At 71.7% G+C, this 16,216-nt stretch carries 15 protein-coding genes; 11 read left to right on the forward strand and 4 right to left on the reverse strand.

Annotation, left to right across the window (positions count from 1 at the left end; all coding sequences use genetic code 11):
- Positions 1–903: a tyrosine recombinase XerC gene (locus ABD106_RS01020; protein ID WP_343916448.1), complete on the forward strand. Its 903-nt coding sequence runs from the start codon at positions 1–3 to the stop codon at positions 901–903.
- Here ABD106_RS01020 and ABD106_RS01025 read toward each other — a convergent pair.
- On the reverse strand, positions 840–1,376 hold the full coding sequence (locus ABD106_RS01025; RefSeq protein WP_343916450.1) for a murein hydrolase activator EnvC family protein: 537 nt from the start codon (positions 1,374–1,376) through the stop codon (positions 840–842). The two genes, ABD106_RS01020 and ABD106_RS01025, sit on opposite strands and share 64 nt — an antisense overlap.
- Positions 1,377–1,634: 258 nt before the next feature.
- On the opposite strand from ABD106_RS01025, the gene rpsB reads away from it, so the two are divergent.
- The 8 genes from rpsB to ABD106_RS01065 all read left to right on the forward strand — a co-directional run bounded on the left by rpsB (position 1,635) and on the right by ABD106_RS01065 (position 7,415).
- On the forward strand, positions 1,635–2,594 hold the full coding sequence (gene rpsB, locus ABD106_RS01030) for a 30S ribosomal protein S2 (RefSeq protein WP_343916452.1): 960 nt from the start codon (positions 1,635–1,637) through the stop codon (positions 2,592–2,594).
- A gap of 10 nt (positions 2,595–2,604) precedes the next feature.
- Positions 2,605–3,432 carry a translation elongation factor Ts gene (tsf, locus tag ABD106_RS01035; protein WP_343916454.1) on the forward strand — a complete coding sequence of 276 codons (828 nt, stop codon included), beginning with the start codon at positions 2,605–2,607 and terminating at the stop codon, positions 3,430–3,432.
- Positions 3,433–3,564: 132 nt separating this feature from the next.
- Positions 3,565–4,278: a UMP kinase gene (gene pyrH / locus ABD106_RS01040; protein ID WP_343916456.1), complete on the forward strand. Its 714-nt coding sequence runs from the start codon at positions 3,565–3,567 to the stop codon at positions 4,276–4,278.
- 44 nt (positions 4,279–4,322) lie between these two features.
- Entirely contained in the window at positions 4,323–4,877 is a 555-nt protein-coding gene (frr, locus tag ABD106_RS01045) for a ribosome recycling factor (protein ID WP_343916458.1), read from the forward strand.
- Between the two features lie 23 nt (positions 4,878–4,900).
- Positions 4,901–5,830, forward strand: a complete 930-nt coding sequence (locus tag ABD106_RS01050; protein ID WP_343916460.1) for a phosphatidate cytidylyltransferase — start codon at positions 4,901–4,903, stop codon at positions 5,828–5,830.
- A 40-nt stretch (positions 5,831–5,870) separates the two neighbouring features.
- Positions 5,871–6,419, forward strand: coding sequence for a DivIVA domain-containing protein (locus ABD106_RS01055; RefSeq protein WP_343916462.1), 549 nt, complete (start codon positions 5,871–5,873; stop codon positions 6,417–6,419).
- A gap of 29 nt (positions 6,420–6,448) precedes the next feature.
- Positions 6,449–7,129, forward strand: a complete 681-nt coding sequence (locus tag ABD106_RS01060) for an aggregation-promoting factor C-terminal-like domain-containing protein (protein ID WP_343916464.1) — start codon at positions 6,449–6,451, stop codon at positions 7,127–7,129.
- A gap of 1 nt (position 7,130) precedes the next feature.
- Entirely contained in the window at positions 7,131–7,415 is a 285-nt protein-coding gene (locus tag ABD106_RS01065; protein WP_343916466.1) for a hypothetical protein, read from the forward strand.
- Between the two features lie 70 nt (positions 7,416–7,485).
- Here ABD106_RS01065 and ABD106_RS01070 read toward each other — a convergent pair whose 3' ends face one another.
- Positions 7,486–8,553 carry an AI-2E family transporter gene (locus ABD106_RS01070; RefSeq protein WP_343916468.1) on the reverse strand — a complete coding sequence of 356 codons (1,068 nt, stop codon included), beginning with the start codon at positions 8,551–8,553 and terminating at the stop codon, positions 7,486–7,488.
- 184 nt (positions 8,554–8,737) lie between these two features.
- Between ABD106_RS01070 and ABD106_RS01075 the strand changes: the two genes are divergently transcribed.
- Positions 8,738–10,699, forward strand: coding sequence for a DUF8094 domain-containing protein (locus ABD106_RS01075; RefSeq protein WP_343916470.1), 1,962 nt, complete (start codon positions 8,738–8,740; stop codon positions 10,697–10,699).
- Entirely contained in the window at positions 10,696–11,631 is a 936-nt protein-coding gene (locus ABD106_RS01080; protein ID WP_425545696.1) for a tetratricopeptide repeat protein, read from the forward strand. The genes ABD106_RS01075 and ABD106_RS01080 overlap by 4 nt, the downstream gene beginning before the upstream one ends.
- Positions 11,632–12,003: 372 nt before the next feature.
- Here ABD106_RS01080 and glgB read toward each other — a convergent pair whose 3' ends face one another.
- Both glgB and ABD106_RS01090 read right to left on the reverse strand, forming a co-directional pair.
- On the reverse strand, positions 12,004–14,199 hold the full coding sequence (glgB, locus tag ABD106_RS01085; RefSeq protein WP_343916472.1) for a 1,4-alpha-glucan branching protein GlgB: 2,196 nt from the start codon (positions 14,197–14,199) through the stop codon (positions 12,004–12,006).
- The gene (locus ABD106_RS01090; protein ID WP_343917832.1) at positions 14,196–16,187 is read right to left on the reverse strand and encodes an alpha-1,4-glucan--maltose-1-phosphate maltosyltransferase; all 1,992 of its coding nucleotides are present in this window, start codon (positions 16,185–16,187) and stop codon (positions 14,196–14,198) included. The genes glgB and ABD106_RS01090 overlap by 4 nt, the downstream gene beginning before the upstream one ends.
- Positions 16,188–16,216: the final 29 nt, after the last annotated feature.

Consider the following 16,216-nt stretch of genomic DNA (forward strand, 5'->3'; position numbering starts at 1 on the left):
GTGCGCGTCGCCGAGGCCGTCGACGGCTACCTCGCGCACCTCGAGCGGGAGCGCGGCTACTCGGCGAACACCGTGCGCGGCTACCGCGGCGATCTGCGCAGCCTCACGGAGCACTGCGAGCGCGCCGGCGTCGACGACGCCGCGTCGCTCGACATCGATGCGCTCCGCGACTGGCTCTACGCGAGCGCAGAGCTCGGGCTCGGCAAGGCCACGATCGCCCGGCGGAGCGCGGCGGCTCGAGGCCTCAGCCGCTGGATCGCCGCGCACGGCGGCACCGACATCGCCGGCCGGCTGCGCACGCCGAAGCGCGACCGGCACCTGCCGCGCGTGCTGTCGAGGCAGGCGATGGACGGCGTGCTCGAGCGGCTCGGCGAGGCCGCCGCGTCGGGCGACGCGGCGGCGCTGCGCGACCTCGCCGTCATCGAGCTGCTCTACGCGAGCGCGCTGCGCGTGAGCGAGCTCGTGGGGCTCGACATTGACGACGTCGACCTCGAACGGCTCACGGTGCGCGTCACCGGCAAGGGATCGAAGGAGCGCGTCGTGCCCTTCGGGCGGCCGGCGCTCGACGCGCTGCTCGACTGGATCCGCATCGGCCGGCCGCAGCTCGTCGACGCCGAGCGCGCGCATCCGGCGCTCTTCCTGGGAGCCCGCGGCGGACGTCTCGGCCAGCGGCGCGTGCACGAGACCGTCACCGGGATGCTCGAGGCGACACCCGGAGCGGGTCCGCACGGCCCGCACACGCTCCGGCACACGGCGGCGACGCACCTGCTCGACGGGGGTGCCGACCTCAGGGCGGTGCAGGAGATGCTCGGGCACGCGAGCCTCGGCACGACGCAGATCTACACCCACGTCTCGCTCGAGCGGCTGTCGGAGGCGTACCGGGGCGCGCACCCGCGAGCCTGACCGCGCCGCCCCGCGCCCCGCCGCGCGGAGCGCTTGCGGCCGTCCATCGGCAGCAGCACGGGCCGCTCGACGCTGAGCAGCGGCAGGGGATCGACGTAGGCGCCGTGCAGCCTCGCCCCGAGGTGCAGTCGCTCGCCGCCCGCGTGCCCGGCGAGCAGCACGCCGATCGGCTGCCCGCGCTCCACGCGCTCGCCCGTCGAGACCGATGGCTGCACGGGCTCGAAGCTCGACACGAGCCCGCCGGCGTGATCGATCGACACCACCGGCCGCCCGGCCACCGGTCCCGCGAAGCGCACGACGCCGCCGTCGGGCGCCAGCACGGACGTGCCGGCCGGCGCCGCGATGTCGATGCCGCGGTGCCCCGCGCCGTACGGGGTCTCGGGCGGATCGAACGCCCGCACGACCTCGGTCGAGGCCACCGGCCACGACCAGACGCTCACCGCGACGGTGAGCAGGACCGCGAGGATGCGCATGCGCGGCATCCTGCCGCGACCCGCCGGATGCGCGTGCGCGTTGTGGCTCGGGCGGTGGAGAGCGGGTGCCGACGGACGGTGGCTCGGGGCATGTAGCATAGGAGGGCATCGCTTGTGCGATGACTTCGCGCGCCCGTCGCGACGACACCTCCTTCGGTCCGGCCTCGAGCTTCTCGTGCGCCGGTGGTGGTGCGTCAGGGCGCCAGGGGTCCGACCATCCGGTCGGACCGGCAACCGCAACAGAAGAAGGAGGCGGCCATGGCCGTCGTCACGACTCGCCAGCTGCTCGACAGCGGCGTCCACTTCGGGCACCAGACCCGTCGTTGGAACCCCAAGATGAAGCGCTTCATCTTCACGGAGCGCTCGGGCATCTACATCATCGACCTGCAGCAGTCGCTCGCCTACATCGACAAGGCCTACGACTTCGTCAAGGAGACCGTCTCGCACGGCGGCTCCGTGCTCTTCGTCGGCACCAAGAAGCAGGCGCAGGAGTCCATCGCCGAGCAGGCGATGCGCGTGGGCCAGCCCTTCGTGAACCAGCGCTGGCTCGGTGGCCTGCTGACCAACTTCAACACGATCTCCAAGCGACTCAGCCGCATGAAGGAGCTCGAGGAGCTCGACTTCGAGGACACGTCGGTCTACACCAAGAAGGAGCTGCTGCTCAAGAAGCGCGAGCTCCTCAAGCTGCAGAAGTCGCTCGGCGGCATCCGCAACCTCCAGCGCACCCCCTCGGCGCTCTGGATCGTCGACACGAACAAGGAGCACCTCGCGGTCGACGAGGCCAAGAAGCTCGGCATCCCGGTCATCGCGATCCTCGACACGAACTGCGACCCCGACGACGTGCAGTACCCGATCCCGGGCAACGACGACGCGATCCGCTCCGTCGCACTGCTGACGAAGATCGTGGCCGACGCCGCGGCCGAGGGCCTCATGCAGCGTCACGGCGGCGGCAGCACCGCTGCCGAGCCGATGGCCGAGTGGGAGCGCGAGCTGCTCGAGCAGCAGACCGCCGAGACCGCCGCGGCCGCACCCGAGGCACCCGCCGCTGAGGCGTCGGCAGCAGAGGAGGCCCCGGCAGCGGAGGCGCCCGCAGCCGCCGAGACCGCCACCGAGGAGCCGGCCGCCGAGACCGCCACCGAGGAGCCGGCCGCCGAGACCGCCACCGAGGCGCCGGCCGCCGAGACCACCGACGGCGCCGCGGCGCCCGAGTCGAACTAAGGAGCAGCGCATGGCAACCATCAGCATCGCCGACCTCAAGATGCTGCGCGAGCAGCTCGGCACCGGCATGAGCGACACGAAGGCGGCACTCGAGGAGGCCGGCGGCGACGTCGACAAGGCCACCGAGATCCTCCGCCTCAAGGGCGCGAAGGGCAACGCGAAGCGTGCCGACCGCTCCACGAGCGAGGGCCTCGTCGCCGTCGCCGACGGCGACGGCGCCGTGACCATGATCGCGATCGGCAGCGAGACGGACTTCGTCGCGAAGAACGACAAGTTCATCGCGCTCGCAGACCGCGTCGTCGCGGCGGCCGCGGCCGCCGGTGCGACCGACCTCGCCTCGGCGCTCGCCGCGCCGGCCGAGTCGGGCACCGTGCAGACCGAGATCGAGCAGCAGGCAGCCACGCTCGGCGAGAAGATCGAGCTGACGAAGGTCGCCCGCCTCGAGGGCGAGCAGCACGCCGTCTACCTGCACCGCACGTCGAAGGACCTGCCCCCGCAGGTCGGTGTCGTGGTCGCCTACACGGGCGACGACGCCGACACGGCTCGCGCCGTGGCGCAGCACATCGCGATGTTCGACCCCACCTACGTCACGCGCGACGAGGTGCCGGCGGATGCGGTCGAGAAGGAGCGCGAGCTCGTCACCGAGATCGCACGCGGCGAGGGCAAGCCCGACGCGGCGCTGCCGAAGATCATCGAGGGACGCCTGAGCGGGTTCTTCAAGCAGATCGTCCTGCTCGACCAGGACTACGCCCGCGACAACAAGCAGAGCGTCGCCAAGGTGCTCGAGGCCGCAGGCCTCACGGTCACCGGCTTCGCACGCTTCAAGGTCGGCGCGTAGGTCCGCAGCTTCGCATGACACGAGGGCCGGGGGGAGACCCCCGGCCCTCGTCGCGTCCCCGGCAGGTCCGCGCACGATAGGCTTCTGCTCGGCCCGCGCTCGGGCCGAGACCCCCCCCCAGGAGGACGCCCGATGACAGCACAGCCGCGACGCCGAGTCCTCCTGAAGCTCTCGGGCGAGGCCTTCGGAGCCGGCAGCCTGGGCGTCAACCCCGACGTCGTCGCATCCATCGCGCGGCAGATCGCGGATGCGGCCGAGACGGTCGAGATCGCGATCGTCGTCGGCGGCGGCAACTTCTTCCGCGGCGCCGAGCTCAGCCAGCGCGGCATGGAGCGCGGCCGCGCCGACTACATGGGCATGCTCGGCACGGTGATGAACGCCCTGGCCCTGCAGGACTTCCTCGAGCAGGCCGGCGCCGAGACGCGCGTGCAGTCGGCCATCCAGATGACGCAGGTCGCCGAGCCGTACATCCCGCGCCGCGCCGAGCGCCACCTCGAGAAGGGCCGCGTCGTCATCTTCGGCGCGGGCGCCGGGCTGCCGTACTTCTCCACCGATACGGTCGCCGCCCAGCGTGCGCTCGAGATCACCGCCGACCAGGTGCTCGTCGCCAAGAACGGCGTCGACGGCGTCTACTCCGCCGACCCGAAGCACGACCCGACCGCGACGCGCTTCGACGAGATCACCTACCAGGACGCGCTCGTGCGCGGTCTCAAGGTGGTCGACTCCACGGCCTTCAGCCTCTGCATGGACAACAAGATGCCCATGCGGGTGTTCGGGATGGACGGCGAGCGAGCGCTCGAGCGCGCGATCCTCGGCGAGCCCGTCGGCACGCTCGTGCGCGCCTGACGCCCATCCCACCCAATACACTCAGCAGTGACGGAAGGAACCACGTGATCAGCGATGTTCTGGCTTCGGCCAAGGAGAAGATGGCCCAGTCGATCGAGGTCGCGAAGGCCGACTTCCAGACGGTGAGCGCAGGCAGGGCGAACCCTGCGCTGTTCCAGAAGCTCCTCGTCGAGTACTACGGCTCGCCGACGCCGCTCGTGCAGCTCGCGGGCTTCCAGCAGCCGGACGCGCGCACGCTCGTGATCACGCCGTTCGACAAGACCGCGCTCAAGGAGATCGAGCGCGCGATCGTCGCCGCGCCCCACCTGCACGTCGACCCGTCGAACGACGGCACGATCATCCGCATCGTCATGCCGGAGCTCACCGAGGACCGCCGCCGCGACTACGTGAAGATCGTCAAGGACAAGGCCGAGCAGGCCCGCGTCGCGGTGCGCAACGTGCGCCGGCAGGCGATGACCGACCTCGACAAGTTGAGCGGCGAGGTGAGCGACGACGAGATCGCCCGCGCCGGCAAGGAGCTCGAGGCTGCGACGAAGCAGACGGTCGAGAGCATCGACGACGCGCTGAAGAAGAAGGAGGCCGAGCTCCTCGAGGTCTGATCGAGGAGGTCGGGAGGCGGCGCGTGCGACGCGAGCATCGGACGCCAGCCGAGATCGAGGCGCAGATCCAGGCGCAGATCCACGCGGCGCGGGACCAGATCGAAGCCACGCGCGCGCGGGTGAACAAGCGCACGGGGCGCGATCTCGCGGCCGCGACGGGCATCGCGATCCTGCTGGGGGTCGTGCTGCTCGCGAGCCTGCTGTGGGTGAAGACGCTCTTCATGCTCTTCGCGACAGCGCTCGTGGGCTTCGCGCTCTACGAGCTCGCGAGCGCGATGCGCTTCGGCGGTCGCGACGTGCCGCGCATCCCCCTCGTGCTGCTCGGCAGCGCCATCCTGCCCATCACGTGGTGGTTCGGCGCGGCCGGGATGTGGTGGTCGACGCTCGGCGCGATCGCGGCGGTCGCGCTCGTGCGCGTGCTCGAGCTCGCCGACCGGCGCACCCGCACGGGCGCGAGGTCGGTGCTCGCCGACGTCGCCGGGGGAGCGCTCTGCATCGCCTACGTCGCGGTGCTCGGCGGCTTCGCGGTGCTGCTCACCGCGCAGGAGGGCGGCCAGTGGTGGACGCTCGCGATGATCGCGATGACGAGCGTCATCGACACGGGCGCGCTCGCGGCGGGCGTGCTGTTCGGCAAGCACAAGCTCGCCCCCCGCATCAGCCCTGGCAAGACGTGGGAGGGCCTCGCTGGCGGCGCCCTGCTCGCGACCATCACCGGCATCGCGCTGTCGATCTGGATGCTGCAGCAGGAGTGGTGGTTCGGGCTCATCCTCGCGGCGCTGCTCGTCACGGCCGCGACGGTCGGCGACCTCGCCGAGTCGATCATCAAGCGCGACCTCGGCATCAAGGACATCGGCTCGTTCCTGCCCGGCCACGGCGGCTTCCTCGATCGACTCGACTCCATCCTGCCGAGCGCCGTCGTCATGATGGCGCTCTTCCAGGTCGTGCACGCCTGAGCGGTGGGCGCTGGCGGTCGGCGCTGGCATGATGGAGACGATGAGCACGTTCCCGAGGGCCAAGCGCTCGCAGCCCGGCTACGACATCGAGCAGGTCGAGGACTTCCTCGAGGACGCTCGGCGCGCGTACGCCACCGACGCGCGCGCCGCCACGGCGATCGACAGCTCGACCATCCGCCGCACGAGCTTCACGATGCAGAAGGGCGGCTACTCGCCCGCCCACGTCGATGCCGCGCTCGAGCGCCTCGAGGAGGCGTTCGCTCGGCGCGAGCACGAGCGGGGCATCGTCGAGCACGGCGAGGAGGCCTGGTACGCGAAGGTGCGCGAGCGCGCGCAGCAGGCGCTCGAGGTGCTGCAGCGGCCCGACGGCGAGCGCTTCCGTCGGGTGAGCCGCATCTCGCGCGGCTACCGCATCGTCGAGGTCGACGCGTTCGCCGCGAGGATCGCCGACTACCTCGAGGACGGTCCCGACATGACCGCGCGCGAGGTGCGCACTGCCCAGTTCGACGCGCAGTTCGGCGGCTACGACGAGGACGAGGTCGACCAGCTGTTCGACACCGTCGTGAGCCTCATGCTGGCGGTGCGCTGAGCGCTCGACCCTGACGTCGTTACCATTCCGTGATAACGTCGATCCTCGTGTTCACCAGGTCCCACTCCGCTTCCGCGCGCTCGACGCGCACCCGCGGCGTGCTCTCCGGCGTCTCGCTCGTCGCCGCCGCGGGCTTCGTGCTCGTCTCGGTCGCCGCGAGCCCGAGCGCCGAGGTGATGGCCGAGCCCGCCTCGCTGCCGAGCGAGCAGCGCCAGGGACAGGCCGTCGACGCGATCACGGGCGCGCAGGCATCCCTCGTCCGTGACGAGATCGTCGTGCACACGCCGACCCCCACGCCGACGCCGACGCCCGAGCCGGTCGCCGCTCCGGCGGCTGCCGCTGCGGCGCCGGCCGCAGCGAGCGCGCCTCGCGCCGCGATCCCCATCCCGGCCGTCGCCGCGCCCGACCCGGGCAGCGCGCAGGCCGCAGCGCGGCAGATGGTGCTCGCTCGCGGCTGGGGCGAGGACCAGTACGCGTGCCTCTACAACCTCTGGCAGCGCGAGTCCAACTGGAACGTGTACGCGCAGAACCGCTCGAGCGGTGCCTACGGCATCCCGCAGTCGCTGCCCGGCTCGAAGATGGCCAGCGCGGGTGCCGACTGGCAGACGAACCCTGTGACGCAGATCAGCTGGGGCCTCGGCTACATCGCCGGCCGCTACGGGACGCCGTGCGGCGCCTGGGGCCACTCGCAGTCTGTCGGCTGGTACTGACGTGGCCGCGCGGCGGCCCAAGCGTCGCGCGCAGCCCTTCGTGCCGCTCGACGTCGACCGCCTGATGCTCGGCACCGCTCGCGTCGAGGCGCGCGCGGGCGCGGAGTGGCACGTGCAGCCGATCTCGGCGCGCGGCGCGACGAAGGCCTACGTGTGCCCCGGATGCGGCGGCTCGGTGCCGCCCGGCATCGCGCACGTCGTCGTGTGGCGTGCCGACTCGATCTTCGGCGACCGAGCGATCGAGGATCGCCGCCACTGGCACTCGGGCTGCTGGCGCGTCCGCTGACGCGCTGACCCGCTGGCGCGCGAGGATGCCGACGCGCGAGGACGCGAGGACGCTGACGCGCGCGAGGACGCTAGCGCGCGTCCTGCCGCGGTATGACGACTTCCTTCAGGATCAGCTGGATCGCCGCGGCGATCGGGATCGCGACGAGGGCGCCGAGGATGCCGAGCAGCGTGCCGCCGATGAGGGCGGCGAGCACGACGACCACACCGGGCACCTTCACCGCGCGGTTCATGATCTGCGGGCTGATGACGTAGGCCTCGAGCTGCATGTAGACGAGGTACCAGATCGCCACCGGCAGCGCCGTCTGCGGGCCGTCGAGCAGCAGCACGAGCAGCGAGATGAGCACCGACGCCGAGATCGTGCCCACGAGCGGGATCGTGGAGGCGATGAGCGCGATGAACGCGTAGACGCCCGCGAGCTCGGAGCCCACGATCGAGAGCACGGTGAACGAGAGCACGCCGTTCAGCACGCCGAGCGCGCCCTGGCCGAGCACGAACCGACCGACCGACTTCATGATCTGCTCGGCGATCTCGATGAACTTGGGCCGCGACGACGCCGGCACGAGCCGGTACATGCCCGACTTCAGCGACGGCATCGAGCCGGTGAAGTAGAGCATGAGCACGACGACGATGAGCAGGCCACCGATCGCGAAGACGACCTGGACCGCGCCGCCGACGATGCCGGCCGCGATGTCGGCCACCCACGGCGGCAGGCTCGACCAGGTGTTGAAGTCGCTCAGCGCCCCGCTCAGCTGCTCGAGCGTGCCGTCGACGTCGAGCTGCGGGAACGTCTCGCGCACCCAGTCGAGCACGCTCTCGAAGGCACCGCCCTCGATCTCGGCCACGATCGACTGCACGAGGATCGTGAACTGCGCGACGATCGTCGGCACGATGAGCCAGACGGCGCCCGCCGCGAGCAGCAGGATGACGGCGAAGATGATCAGCACCGCGGCCCAGCGAGGCACGCCGCGGCGGATGAGGAACTGGATGACCGGCTCGACGCCGAGCGCGAGGAAGATGCCGGCGAACGCCCAGACGAGCACGGTGCTGATCTGCTGCACCGCGACGCTGATGGCGATCGCGAGCAGCACGCCGAGGCCGCCCACGAGGCCGAGCTGGAACCCGTTCCGGATCTTCACCTCGCCATCCTAGGCTGGGGCGAGCGACGGGACAGACCGCCCAGCCGGAAGCGGGGTTGGCTCACGGGGGACCTCCCGGTACCCTGGAGGCTTGCCCGCTCTGCGCCGTCCTCGCTGGACGGTCGGCCGAATCCGTCGGTGAGCGTGAAAGGACCTCTGACTCGTGCGATACATCCTCGCGGCGGTGAGCCTCGTGATCTCGCTCGTCCTGCTCGGCCTCGGCATCGGACAGCGGACGATCTGGGCTCCGCCCGAGACGATCGTCTCGCAGCTCGAGCAGGCGACCGACGCGCCGATCCTCGTGATCCCGGGCACCACCATGAACGCGCACGACGGACGCCAGAGCGTCGTCGTCACGGGCGAGGGCGAGATCACCGCCGTCGTCGGTCGTGAGCACGACGTCGACGGCTGGGTCGGCGAATCCATGCACGCCATCGCGCAGGTCGCCGAGGACGACGCGCTCGTCCTCGACGAGCAGAGCGGCAGCACGGACGAGCTGCCGCGGCTCGCCGACAGCGACATGTGGATCGAGCAGCACACGGGCGACGGCGAGGTGCGATTCTCGATCGACCTGCCGATCGGCTACACGATCGCGATCGCGGGGGAGCCCGGCACCGCGGCGCCCGCCGACGTCCGCGTCGAGTGGCCGTTCGACGCGAAGACGCCGCTCTTCGGCCCGCTCATGACCGCCGGTCTCGTGTTCCTCGCGCTCGCGCTCGTGCTCTTCCTCCTCGCGCTGCGCAGCCACCGTCGCCGCCGAGGACCGCAGCGCCGATCGCACCGCGAGCTGAGCCGCGCGGAGCGCCGTGCGATGATCCGCGACGCCCGCGAGGGCTCCGTGCGGCCGCGCGGCGAGGCGCTCCTCCCGGCTGGCCAGGGTGCGATCGAGGCGCCGGCCGAGGCCGACGCCGCGAGCACGACCGCCATCGAGCCGGACATCGAGTCGGGGGCGGATGCGTCCGGCGCGCCCGCCGACGACGTGCGTGACGCGAGCGACGCACCGAGCACCGCCCCGAGCACGCCCGACGCGCCCACCGACGAGACGGCCGGCCGCGACCGCGGCATGGCCGAGCGCTCGGCGACGCCCGCCCGCCGCGGCCGCTTCGGCCTCATCGCCCTGCCGATCGTCGCGGTCGTCGCACTCACCGGCTGCGGACCGCAGTACTGGCCGAGCGGCCCGTCGATGCCTCCCGCGACCGAGGAGCCGACGCCGACGAGCCTCGAGGACACGCTGCCGCCGGTCGCGCTGACCGAGAACCAGTTCGAGCGCGTGCTCGAGGACACCCGTGCGGTGACCGCCGAGGCCGACGAGGCCCGCGACATCGACCAGGTCTCGCAGCGCGTCGGCGGAGCGGCGCTCTCGGCCCGCTCGACGAACTACGAGGTGCGCGGCCTGAACGGCGAGGTCGAGGCGCTGCCGGGCATCCCGGACGGCGAGGTGCAGCTCATGCTCCCGCAGCAGACCGAGGTCTGGCCCCGCACCGTGATGGCGGTCGTCGGTTGGGAGGACCCCGCGCGCGCCCAGTCGGCGCTCGTGTTCGAGCAGGAGGACGCGCGAGCCGACTACCGGCTCGTCTACCAGACGACGCTCGCGTCGGGCGTGCAGCTGCCGGCGGTCGCGAGCCCGACGATCGGCGCCGCGAGCCTGCCGGGCGACACCCCGCTCCTGCAGCGCCAGCCGACCGAGATCACGGCCGCGTACGCCGACGTGCTGCTGAACGGCGACGCATCCGAGTTCGCCTCCTGGTTCCGCGAGGACGGCGACACGCTCCGTGCCGACCTCGGCCGCGCCGCGAAGGACGAGCTGATCCAGCGGCCCGAGTTCGCCCTCTCGACGCTCGAGTGGACGGCTGGGGAGGACGACCCCGCGCCGCGCATGCTCGTGACGAACGAGGGCGGCGCACTACTGGCGACGTCGTTCACCGAGACGGTGCGCGTGACGCCGAAGGAGGAGGGCGTCGAGATCTCGACGAGCGGCGCGGCCGCGAGCCTCGCCGGCGTCAACGAGACGACGTCGGGCATCGAGACGACGTACCAGATCCAGGTGCTGTTCGCCGTGCCGCCGGCGGACGCGCCCGAGGGAACGCAGATCCAGGTCGTCGGGTACAGCCAGGCGCTGCTCGACGCGAACGAGGTGGGACAGTGACGAACACACAGCTTCCGGCGTCCATGGGCGGCGCCGTCGACCTCTCGGCGCTCGCAGCGCGCCGCGACCAGCCGGCGCAGGCCGCGCCCGCGGAGCGACCCTCGGGCACGCCCGGCGTGATCGTCGACATCGGCGACGCCGACTTCGGGCAGATCGTCGAGCTCTCGAGCAGCGTGCCCGTCATCATCGACATCTGGGCCGAGTGGTGCGGGCCGTGCAAGCAGCTCTCGCCCGTGCTCGAGCGCCTCGTCGAGGGCTACGGCGGCCGACTGGTGCTCGCGAAGGTCGACGCCGACACCAACCCGCAGCTCGTGCAGGCGTTCAACGCCCAGTCGATCCCGACGGTCGCCGCCGTGATCGGCGGGCGCCCCGCGCCGCTCTTCACCGGGGCACTGCCGGAGGACCAGGTGAAGGACGTGCTCGAGCAGGTGCTCGCGTTCGCCGAGCAGCAGGGCATCACCGGACGCATCCCGGTCGCGGGCGCCGACGAGGCCGAGCAGGAGCCGCAGCCCGAGCCGCTGCCGCCGCTGCACCAGGAGGCCTACGACGCGATCGACGCCGGCGACCTCGACACCGCGATCGCCGCGTTCGAGAAGGCCGTCGCGCAGAACCCGCGCGACACCGACGCGATCGCGGGCCTCGCCCAGGTGCGGCTGCTCGCGCGGCTCCGCGGCCACGCTGCCGACGACATCCGCGCTGCCGCCGCGTCGCAGCCGACGGACGTCGAGGCGCAGCTGCTCGCCGCCGACCTCGACCTGTCGGGCGGCCACGTCGAGGATGCATTCCTGCGACTGCTCGACCTCATGGCGACGCTCGCGGGCGACGAGAAGCAGGACGTGCGGCTGCGGCTGCTCGACCACTTCGAGATCGTCGGCCTCGACGACCCGCGCGTGAACGCTGCCCGCAAGCGCCTGACCGCGCTCCTCTACTAGCCGCCAGCGCCCGGCCCGACGCGGTGCCCGCTCGTCCCTGGTGCCCCGGCCGGAGCGCGACGCTCGCGCTCGCTGGGTGGTCACTCCCGCCCGTGAGTGTTCAGTCCGGGGCGTGAGTGGTCAGTCAGGGATGAGAGTGGTCAGTCCGGGATGTGTCGGATGGCTGGCGCGCGGAAGTGACCACTCAGGCGCGGGGGTGACCACTCAGGCGCGGGAGTGACCGCTCAGGCGCGGAAAGTGACCACTCAGGTGCGGGAGGCGCCACTCAGGTGCGGGAGGCGCCACTCAGGAGCGGGAGGCGCCGCCCCGGGGCGGGAGGCGCCGCCCCGGGGCGGGAGGCGCCGCCCCGGGGCGGGCGGCGCCTCCGCGGCGTCAGGAATCGGGGAGGGGCTTCGCGGTGGGCGCCGGCGCAGGCTTGGCCTTCGGCCTCAGCAGCAGTCCCGCGAGCGGCGGGATGGTGATCGTCGCCGAGGCGGGACGGCCGCCCCACGCGCCGTCGGTCGCGTGCACCGTGCCGAGGTTGCCGACCCCGGAGCCGCCGAACTCGACCGCGTCGGAGTTCACGAGCTCCTCCCACTCGCCGCCGAACGGCAGCCCCATGCGGTAGCCCTCGATCGGGCGTCCGGAGAAGTTGACGATCGCGGCGATCGGGTCGCCGTCGGCGCCCCAGCGCAGGAACGCGACGACGTTGTCGGAGGAGTTGCCGCCGTCGATCCACTCGAAGCCGCCGGGCTCGTTGTCGCGCAGCCACAGCGCATCCGTCTCGCGGTAGACGCGGTTGAGCTGCGACACGAGCGACATGAGTCCGCGGTGCACGGGCTGGTCGAGGATCCACCAGTCGAGTCCGCGGGATTCGCTCCACTCGCTCGGCTGCCCGAACTCCTGCCCCATGAAGAGCAGCTTCTTGCCCGGGTGCGCCCACATGAACGTGAGGTAGGCGCGCATCGAGGCGAGCTTCTGCCACTGGTCGCCCGGCATCTTGTTCAGCAGCGAGCCCTTGCCGTGCACGACCTCGTCGTGGCTGATCGGCAGCACGAACTGCTCGCTGAACGCGTACATGAACGAGAACGTGATCTCGCCGTGGTGGTGCGAGCGGTACATCGGGTCGACCGACATGTACTGGAGCGTGTCGTGCATCCAGCCCATGTTCCACTTCATGCCGAAGCCGAGGCCGCCCGCGCTCGTGGGCTTCGAGACGCCGGGCCAGGAGGTCGACTCCTCGGCGATCATGACGATGCCGGGGCAGCGGCGGTAGACGGTCGCGTTGACCTCCTGCAGCAGCGCGACAGCCTCGAGGTGCTCGCGCCCGCCGTGCACGTTGGGCAGCCACTCGCCGTCCTTGCGCGAGTAGTCGAGGTACAGCATCGATGCGACCGCGTCGACGCGCAGCCCGTCGATGTGGAACTCCTCCATCCAGTACACGGCGTTCGCGACGAGGAAGTTCTTCACCTCCGGGCGGCCGAAGTCGAACACGTGCGTGCCCCAGTCGGGCTGGTCGCCGCGGCGCGGGTCGGGGTGCTCGTAGAGCGCCTTGCCGTCGAACCGGGCGAGCGCCCACTCGTCCTTCGGGAAGTGGCCCGGCACCCAGTCGACGATCACGCCGTAGCCGGCGCGGTGCAGCCGGTCGATGAGGTAGCGGAGGTCGTCGGGATGCCCGAAGCGGCTCGTCGGCGCGAAGTAGCCGGTCACCTGGTAGCCCCACGACCCGCCGAACGGGTGCTCGGCGAGCGGCATGAACTCGACGTGCGTGAAGCCGGTCTCCTCGAGGTGCTCGATGAGCGCGTCGGCCATCTCGCGGTAGCCGAGCCCCGGTCGCCACGAGCCGAAGTGCAGCTCGTAGGTCGACATGGGGGAGTTGTGCACGTCCTTCGCGGCGCGCGAGCGCATCCAGTCGTCGTCGCTCCACGCGAAGCGGCTCCTGCCGACCTTCGACGCCGTCGCGGGCGGCACCTCGGTGTAGCGGGCCATCGGGTCGGCGCGCGTCACCCAGCCGTGGTCGGTCAGGATCTCGTACTTGTAGGCGGTGTGCTCGAGGTCGCCGGGCACGAACAGCTCCCAGACGCCGCTCGCGCCCATCGTGCGCATCGCGTGCGCGCTGCCGACCCAGGAGTTGAAGTCGCCGATGATGCGCACCGCGCGCGCGTTCGGCGCCCAGACGGCGAACGCGACGCCCTCCACGCCCTCGTGCTCGCGCAGCCGCGAGCCGAGCACCTGCCAGGCCTGCTCGTGCCGGCCCTCGCGCCACAGGTGGAGGTCGAGCTCGCCGAGCGTCGGCGTGAAGCGGTAGGGGTCGTCGTCGACGCGCGCGAGGCCGTCGCCGTACGTCGTGCGGAGGCGGTACGAGCGGATGGGCCCGGGTACGACGGCCTCCCACAGACCGTGCCCGACGTGCTCCATGGGCGTCGTCGCGGCTGTGCCCCCGTCGTCGATGACCTCGACCGTCGCGGCGAGGTGGCGGACGGCGCGCACGACGTGATCGGTGCCCGCGGGGTGCGCGCCCAGCAGGTCGTGCGGGGCCGGATGCGCGCCCTCTGCGAGGCGGCGGATCGTCGAGTCGTCGAGCATCATGCCTCCGATCGTCGTACGTGGATGATGTGCGCCGGCTCCACGAAGGCGTCGAGCCGCACGAAGTTGTGGTCGCTCCACGTCCAGGTCTCGCCAGTGATGAGGTCGTGCGCCTCGAACCGGTCGCCCGGCTTGAGCCCGAGCTTCGTCAGGTCGAGGTGCACGGTCGTCTGCCGCGCCGAGTGGGGGTCGACGTTCGCGACCACGATGATCGTGTCGCTCGTGCCCGATTCGGTGAAGCGGCCGTCGAGGTGCTTCGAGTAGACGAGCACCGCGTCGTCGTCCGACCAGTGCACGTCGAGCGCCCACAGCTGCCCGATCGCGGGGTGGGCGCTGCGGATCTCGTTGAGCTTCGCGATGTACGGCGCGATCGTGGTGCCGTTGCGCGCCGCCTGCTCCCAGTCGCGCGGCCGGTACTCGTACTTCTCGTTGTCGATCGCCTCCTCGGCACCGGGCCGGGCGACGTCCTCGATGAGCTCGTAGCCCGCGTACATGCCCCACGTGGGCACCGCCGTCGCCGCGAGGGCGGCGCGCACCTTGAACGCCGGCACGCCGCCGAACTGCAGGTACTCGGTGAGGATGTCGGGGGTGTTGACCCAGAACGCGGGCTTGAACCACGCGGCCTGCGTGCCGGTCACCTCGCGCAGGTACTCCTCGAGCTCGGCCTTCGTGTTGCGCCACGCGAAGTACGTGTACGACTGCTGGAAGCCGACCTTGCCGAGCCCCTGCATCATCGCCGGTCGCGTGAACGCCTCGGCGAGGAAGACGACGTCCGGATGCGCGGCGTTCACCTCGCGGATGACGTGCTCCCAGAACCACAGCGGCTTCGTGTGCGGGTTGTCGACGCGGAAGATCTGCACGCCGCAGCCGACCCACAGCTCGATGATCCGCAGCACCTCCGCGACGATGCCCTCGGGGTCGTTGTCGAAGTTGATCGGATAGATGTCCTGGTACTTCTTCGGCGGGTTCTCGGCGAACGCGATCGTGCCGTCGGGGAGCGTCGTGAACCACTCGGGGTGCTCGGTCACCCACGGGTGGTCGGGGGCGGCCTGCAGCGCGAGGTCCATCGCCACCTCGAGCCCAGCATCCGCCGCCTTCGCGACGAAGGCGCGGAAGTCGTCGATCGTGCCGAGGTCGGGGTGGATCGTGTCGTGGCCGCCGTGCTTCGAGCCGATCGCCCACGGGCTCCCGGGATCGCCCGGCTGCGGGGTGAGCGAGTTGTTCGGGCCCTTGCGGTTGACCTCGCCGATGGGGTGCACGGGCGGCAGGTAGAGCACGTCGAAGCCCATCGCCTGGACGCCCGGCAGTCGCTTCGCCGCGGTCTCGAACGTGCCGGAGGTCCACGTGCCGTCGTCGTTGCGGACGGCGCCCTCGGAGCGGGGGAAGAACTCGTACCAGGCGCCGACGGCGGCGCGCGAGCGCTCGACGCGGAGCTCGAGGGTCTCGGAGGGGCTGACGAGCGAGCGCGGGCGGTGGCGGTCGACTGCGGCAAGCACGTCAGGATCGTTGACCTCGGCCCAGCGCCGGAGGGCGGGGACCTCGGTGCGCGTGAGGGCCTGCGACGCGCCAGCGAGCATCGTCGCGTCCGGACCGGTCGCCTGCCGGGCGGCGCGCTCGAGCAGCTGCGAGCCCATGAGCGCCATGAGCTCGACGTCGATCCCGGCGGCGATCTTGATCTCGGCGTTGTGGTGCCACGTCGCCCACTCGTCGGCCCACGCCTCGACGTGCCAGCGCCAGGTGCCCTGCTCGTCGACCTGCGCGAGCGCCCGGTAGGTGTCGAAGCCGTCGCCGACCGGCTCCATCGGCACGCGACGCTCGTCGTCCGAGGGCGAGCGCAGCACGAGGGTGACGCTGATGCGGTCGTGCCCCTCGCGGAACGCGACGGCCTGGAAGGGCACCGCGTCGCCCACCACCGCCTTCGCGGGGAATCGGTTGCCCGGCTGCTGCGGGGCAAGGTCGAGCACCGGGATCCGGCCGGTCAGGACATCCATTCGCTTCGCCACGGCACAAACCTAGCGAG

This window comes from Agrococcus citreus (genome assembly GCF_039527715.1).
Lineage (GTDB): Bacteria > Actinomycetota > Actinomycetes > Actinomycetales > Microbacteriaceae > Agrococcus > Agrococcus citreus.

Bases quoted from the DNA above. Each gene is read 5' to 3' on its own strand.
- ABD106_RS01025 (WP_343916450.1), bottom strand. From the start codon at position 1,376: ATGCGCATCCTCGCGGTCCTGCTCACCGTCGCGGTGAGCGTCTGGTCG.
- pyrH (WP_343916456.1), top strand. From the start codon at position 3,565: ATGACAGCACAGCCGCGACGCCGAGTCCTCCTGAAGCTCTCGGGCGAG.
- ABD106_RS01090 (WP_343917832.1), bottom strand. From the start codon at position 16,187: ATGGATGTCCTGACCGGCCGGATCCCGGTGCTCGACCTTGCCCCGCAG.
- ABD106_RS01055 (WP_343916462.1), top strand. From the start codon at position 5,871: ATGAGCACGTTCCCGAGGGCCAAGCGCTCGCAGCCCGGCTACGACATC.
- rpsB (WP_343916452.1), top strand. From the start codon at position 1,635: ATGGCCGTCGTCACGACTCGCCAGCTGCTCGACAGCGGCGTCCACTTC.
- glgB (WP_343916472.1), bottom strand. From the start codon at position 14,199: ATGATGCTCGACGACTCGACGATCCGCCGCCTCGCAGAGGGCGCGCAT.
- tsf (WP_343916454.1), top strand. From the start codon at position 2,605: ATGGCAACCATCAGCATCGCCGACCTCAAGATGCTGCGCGAGCAGCTC.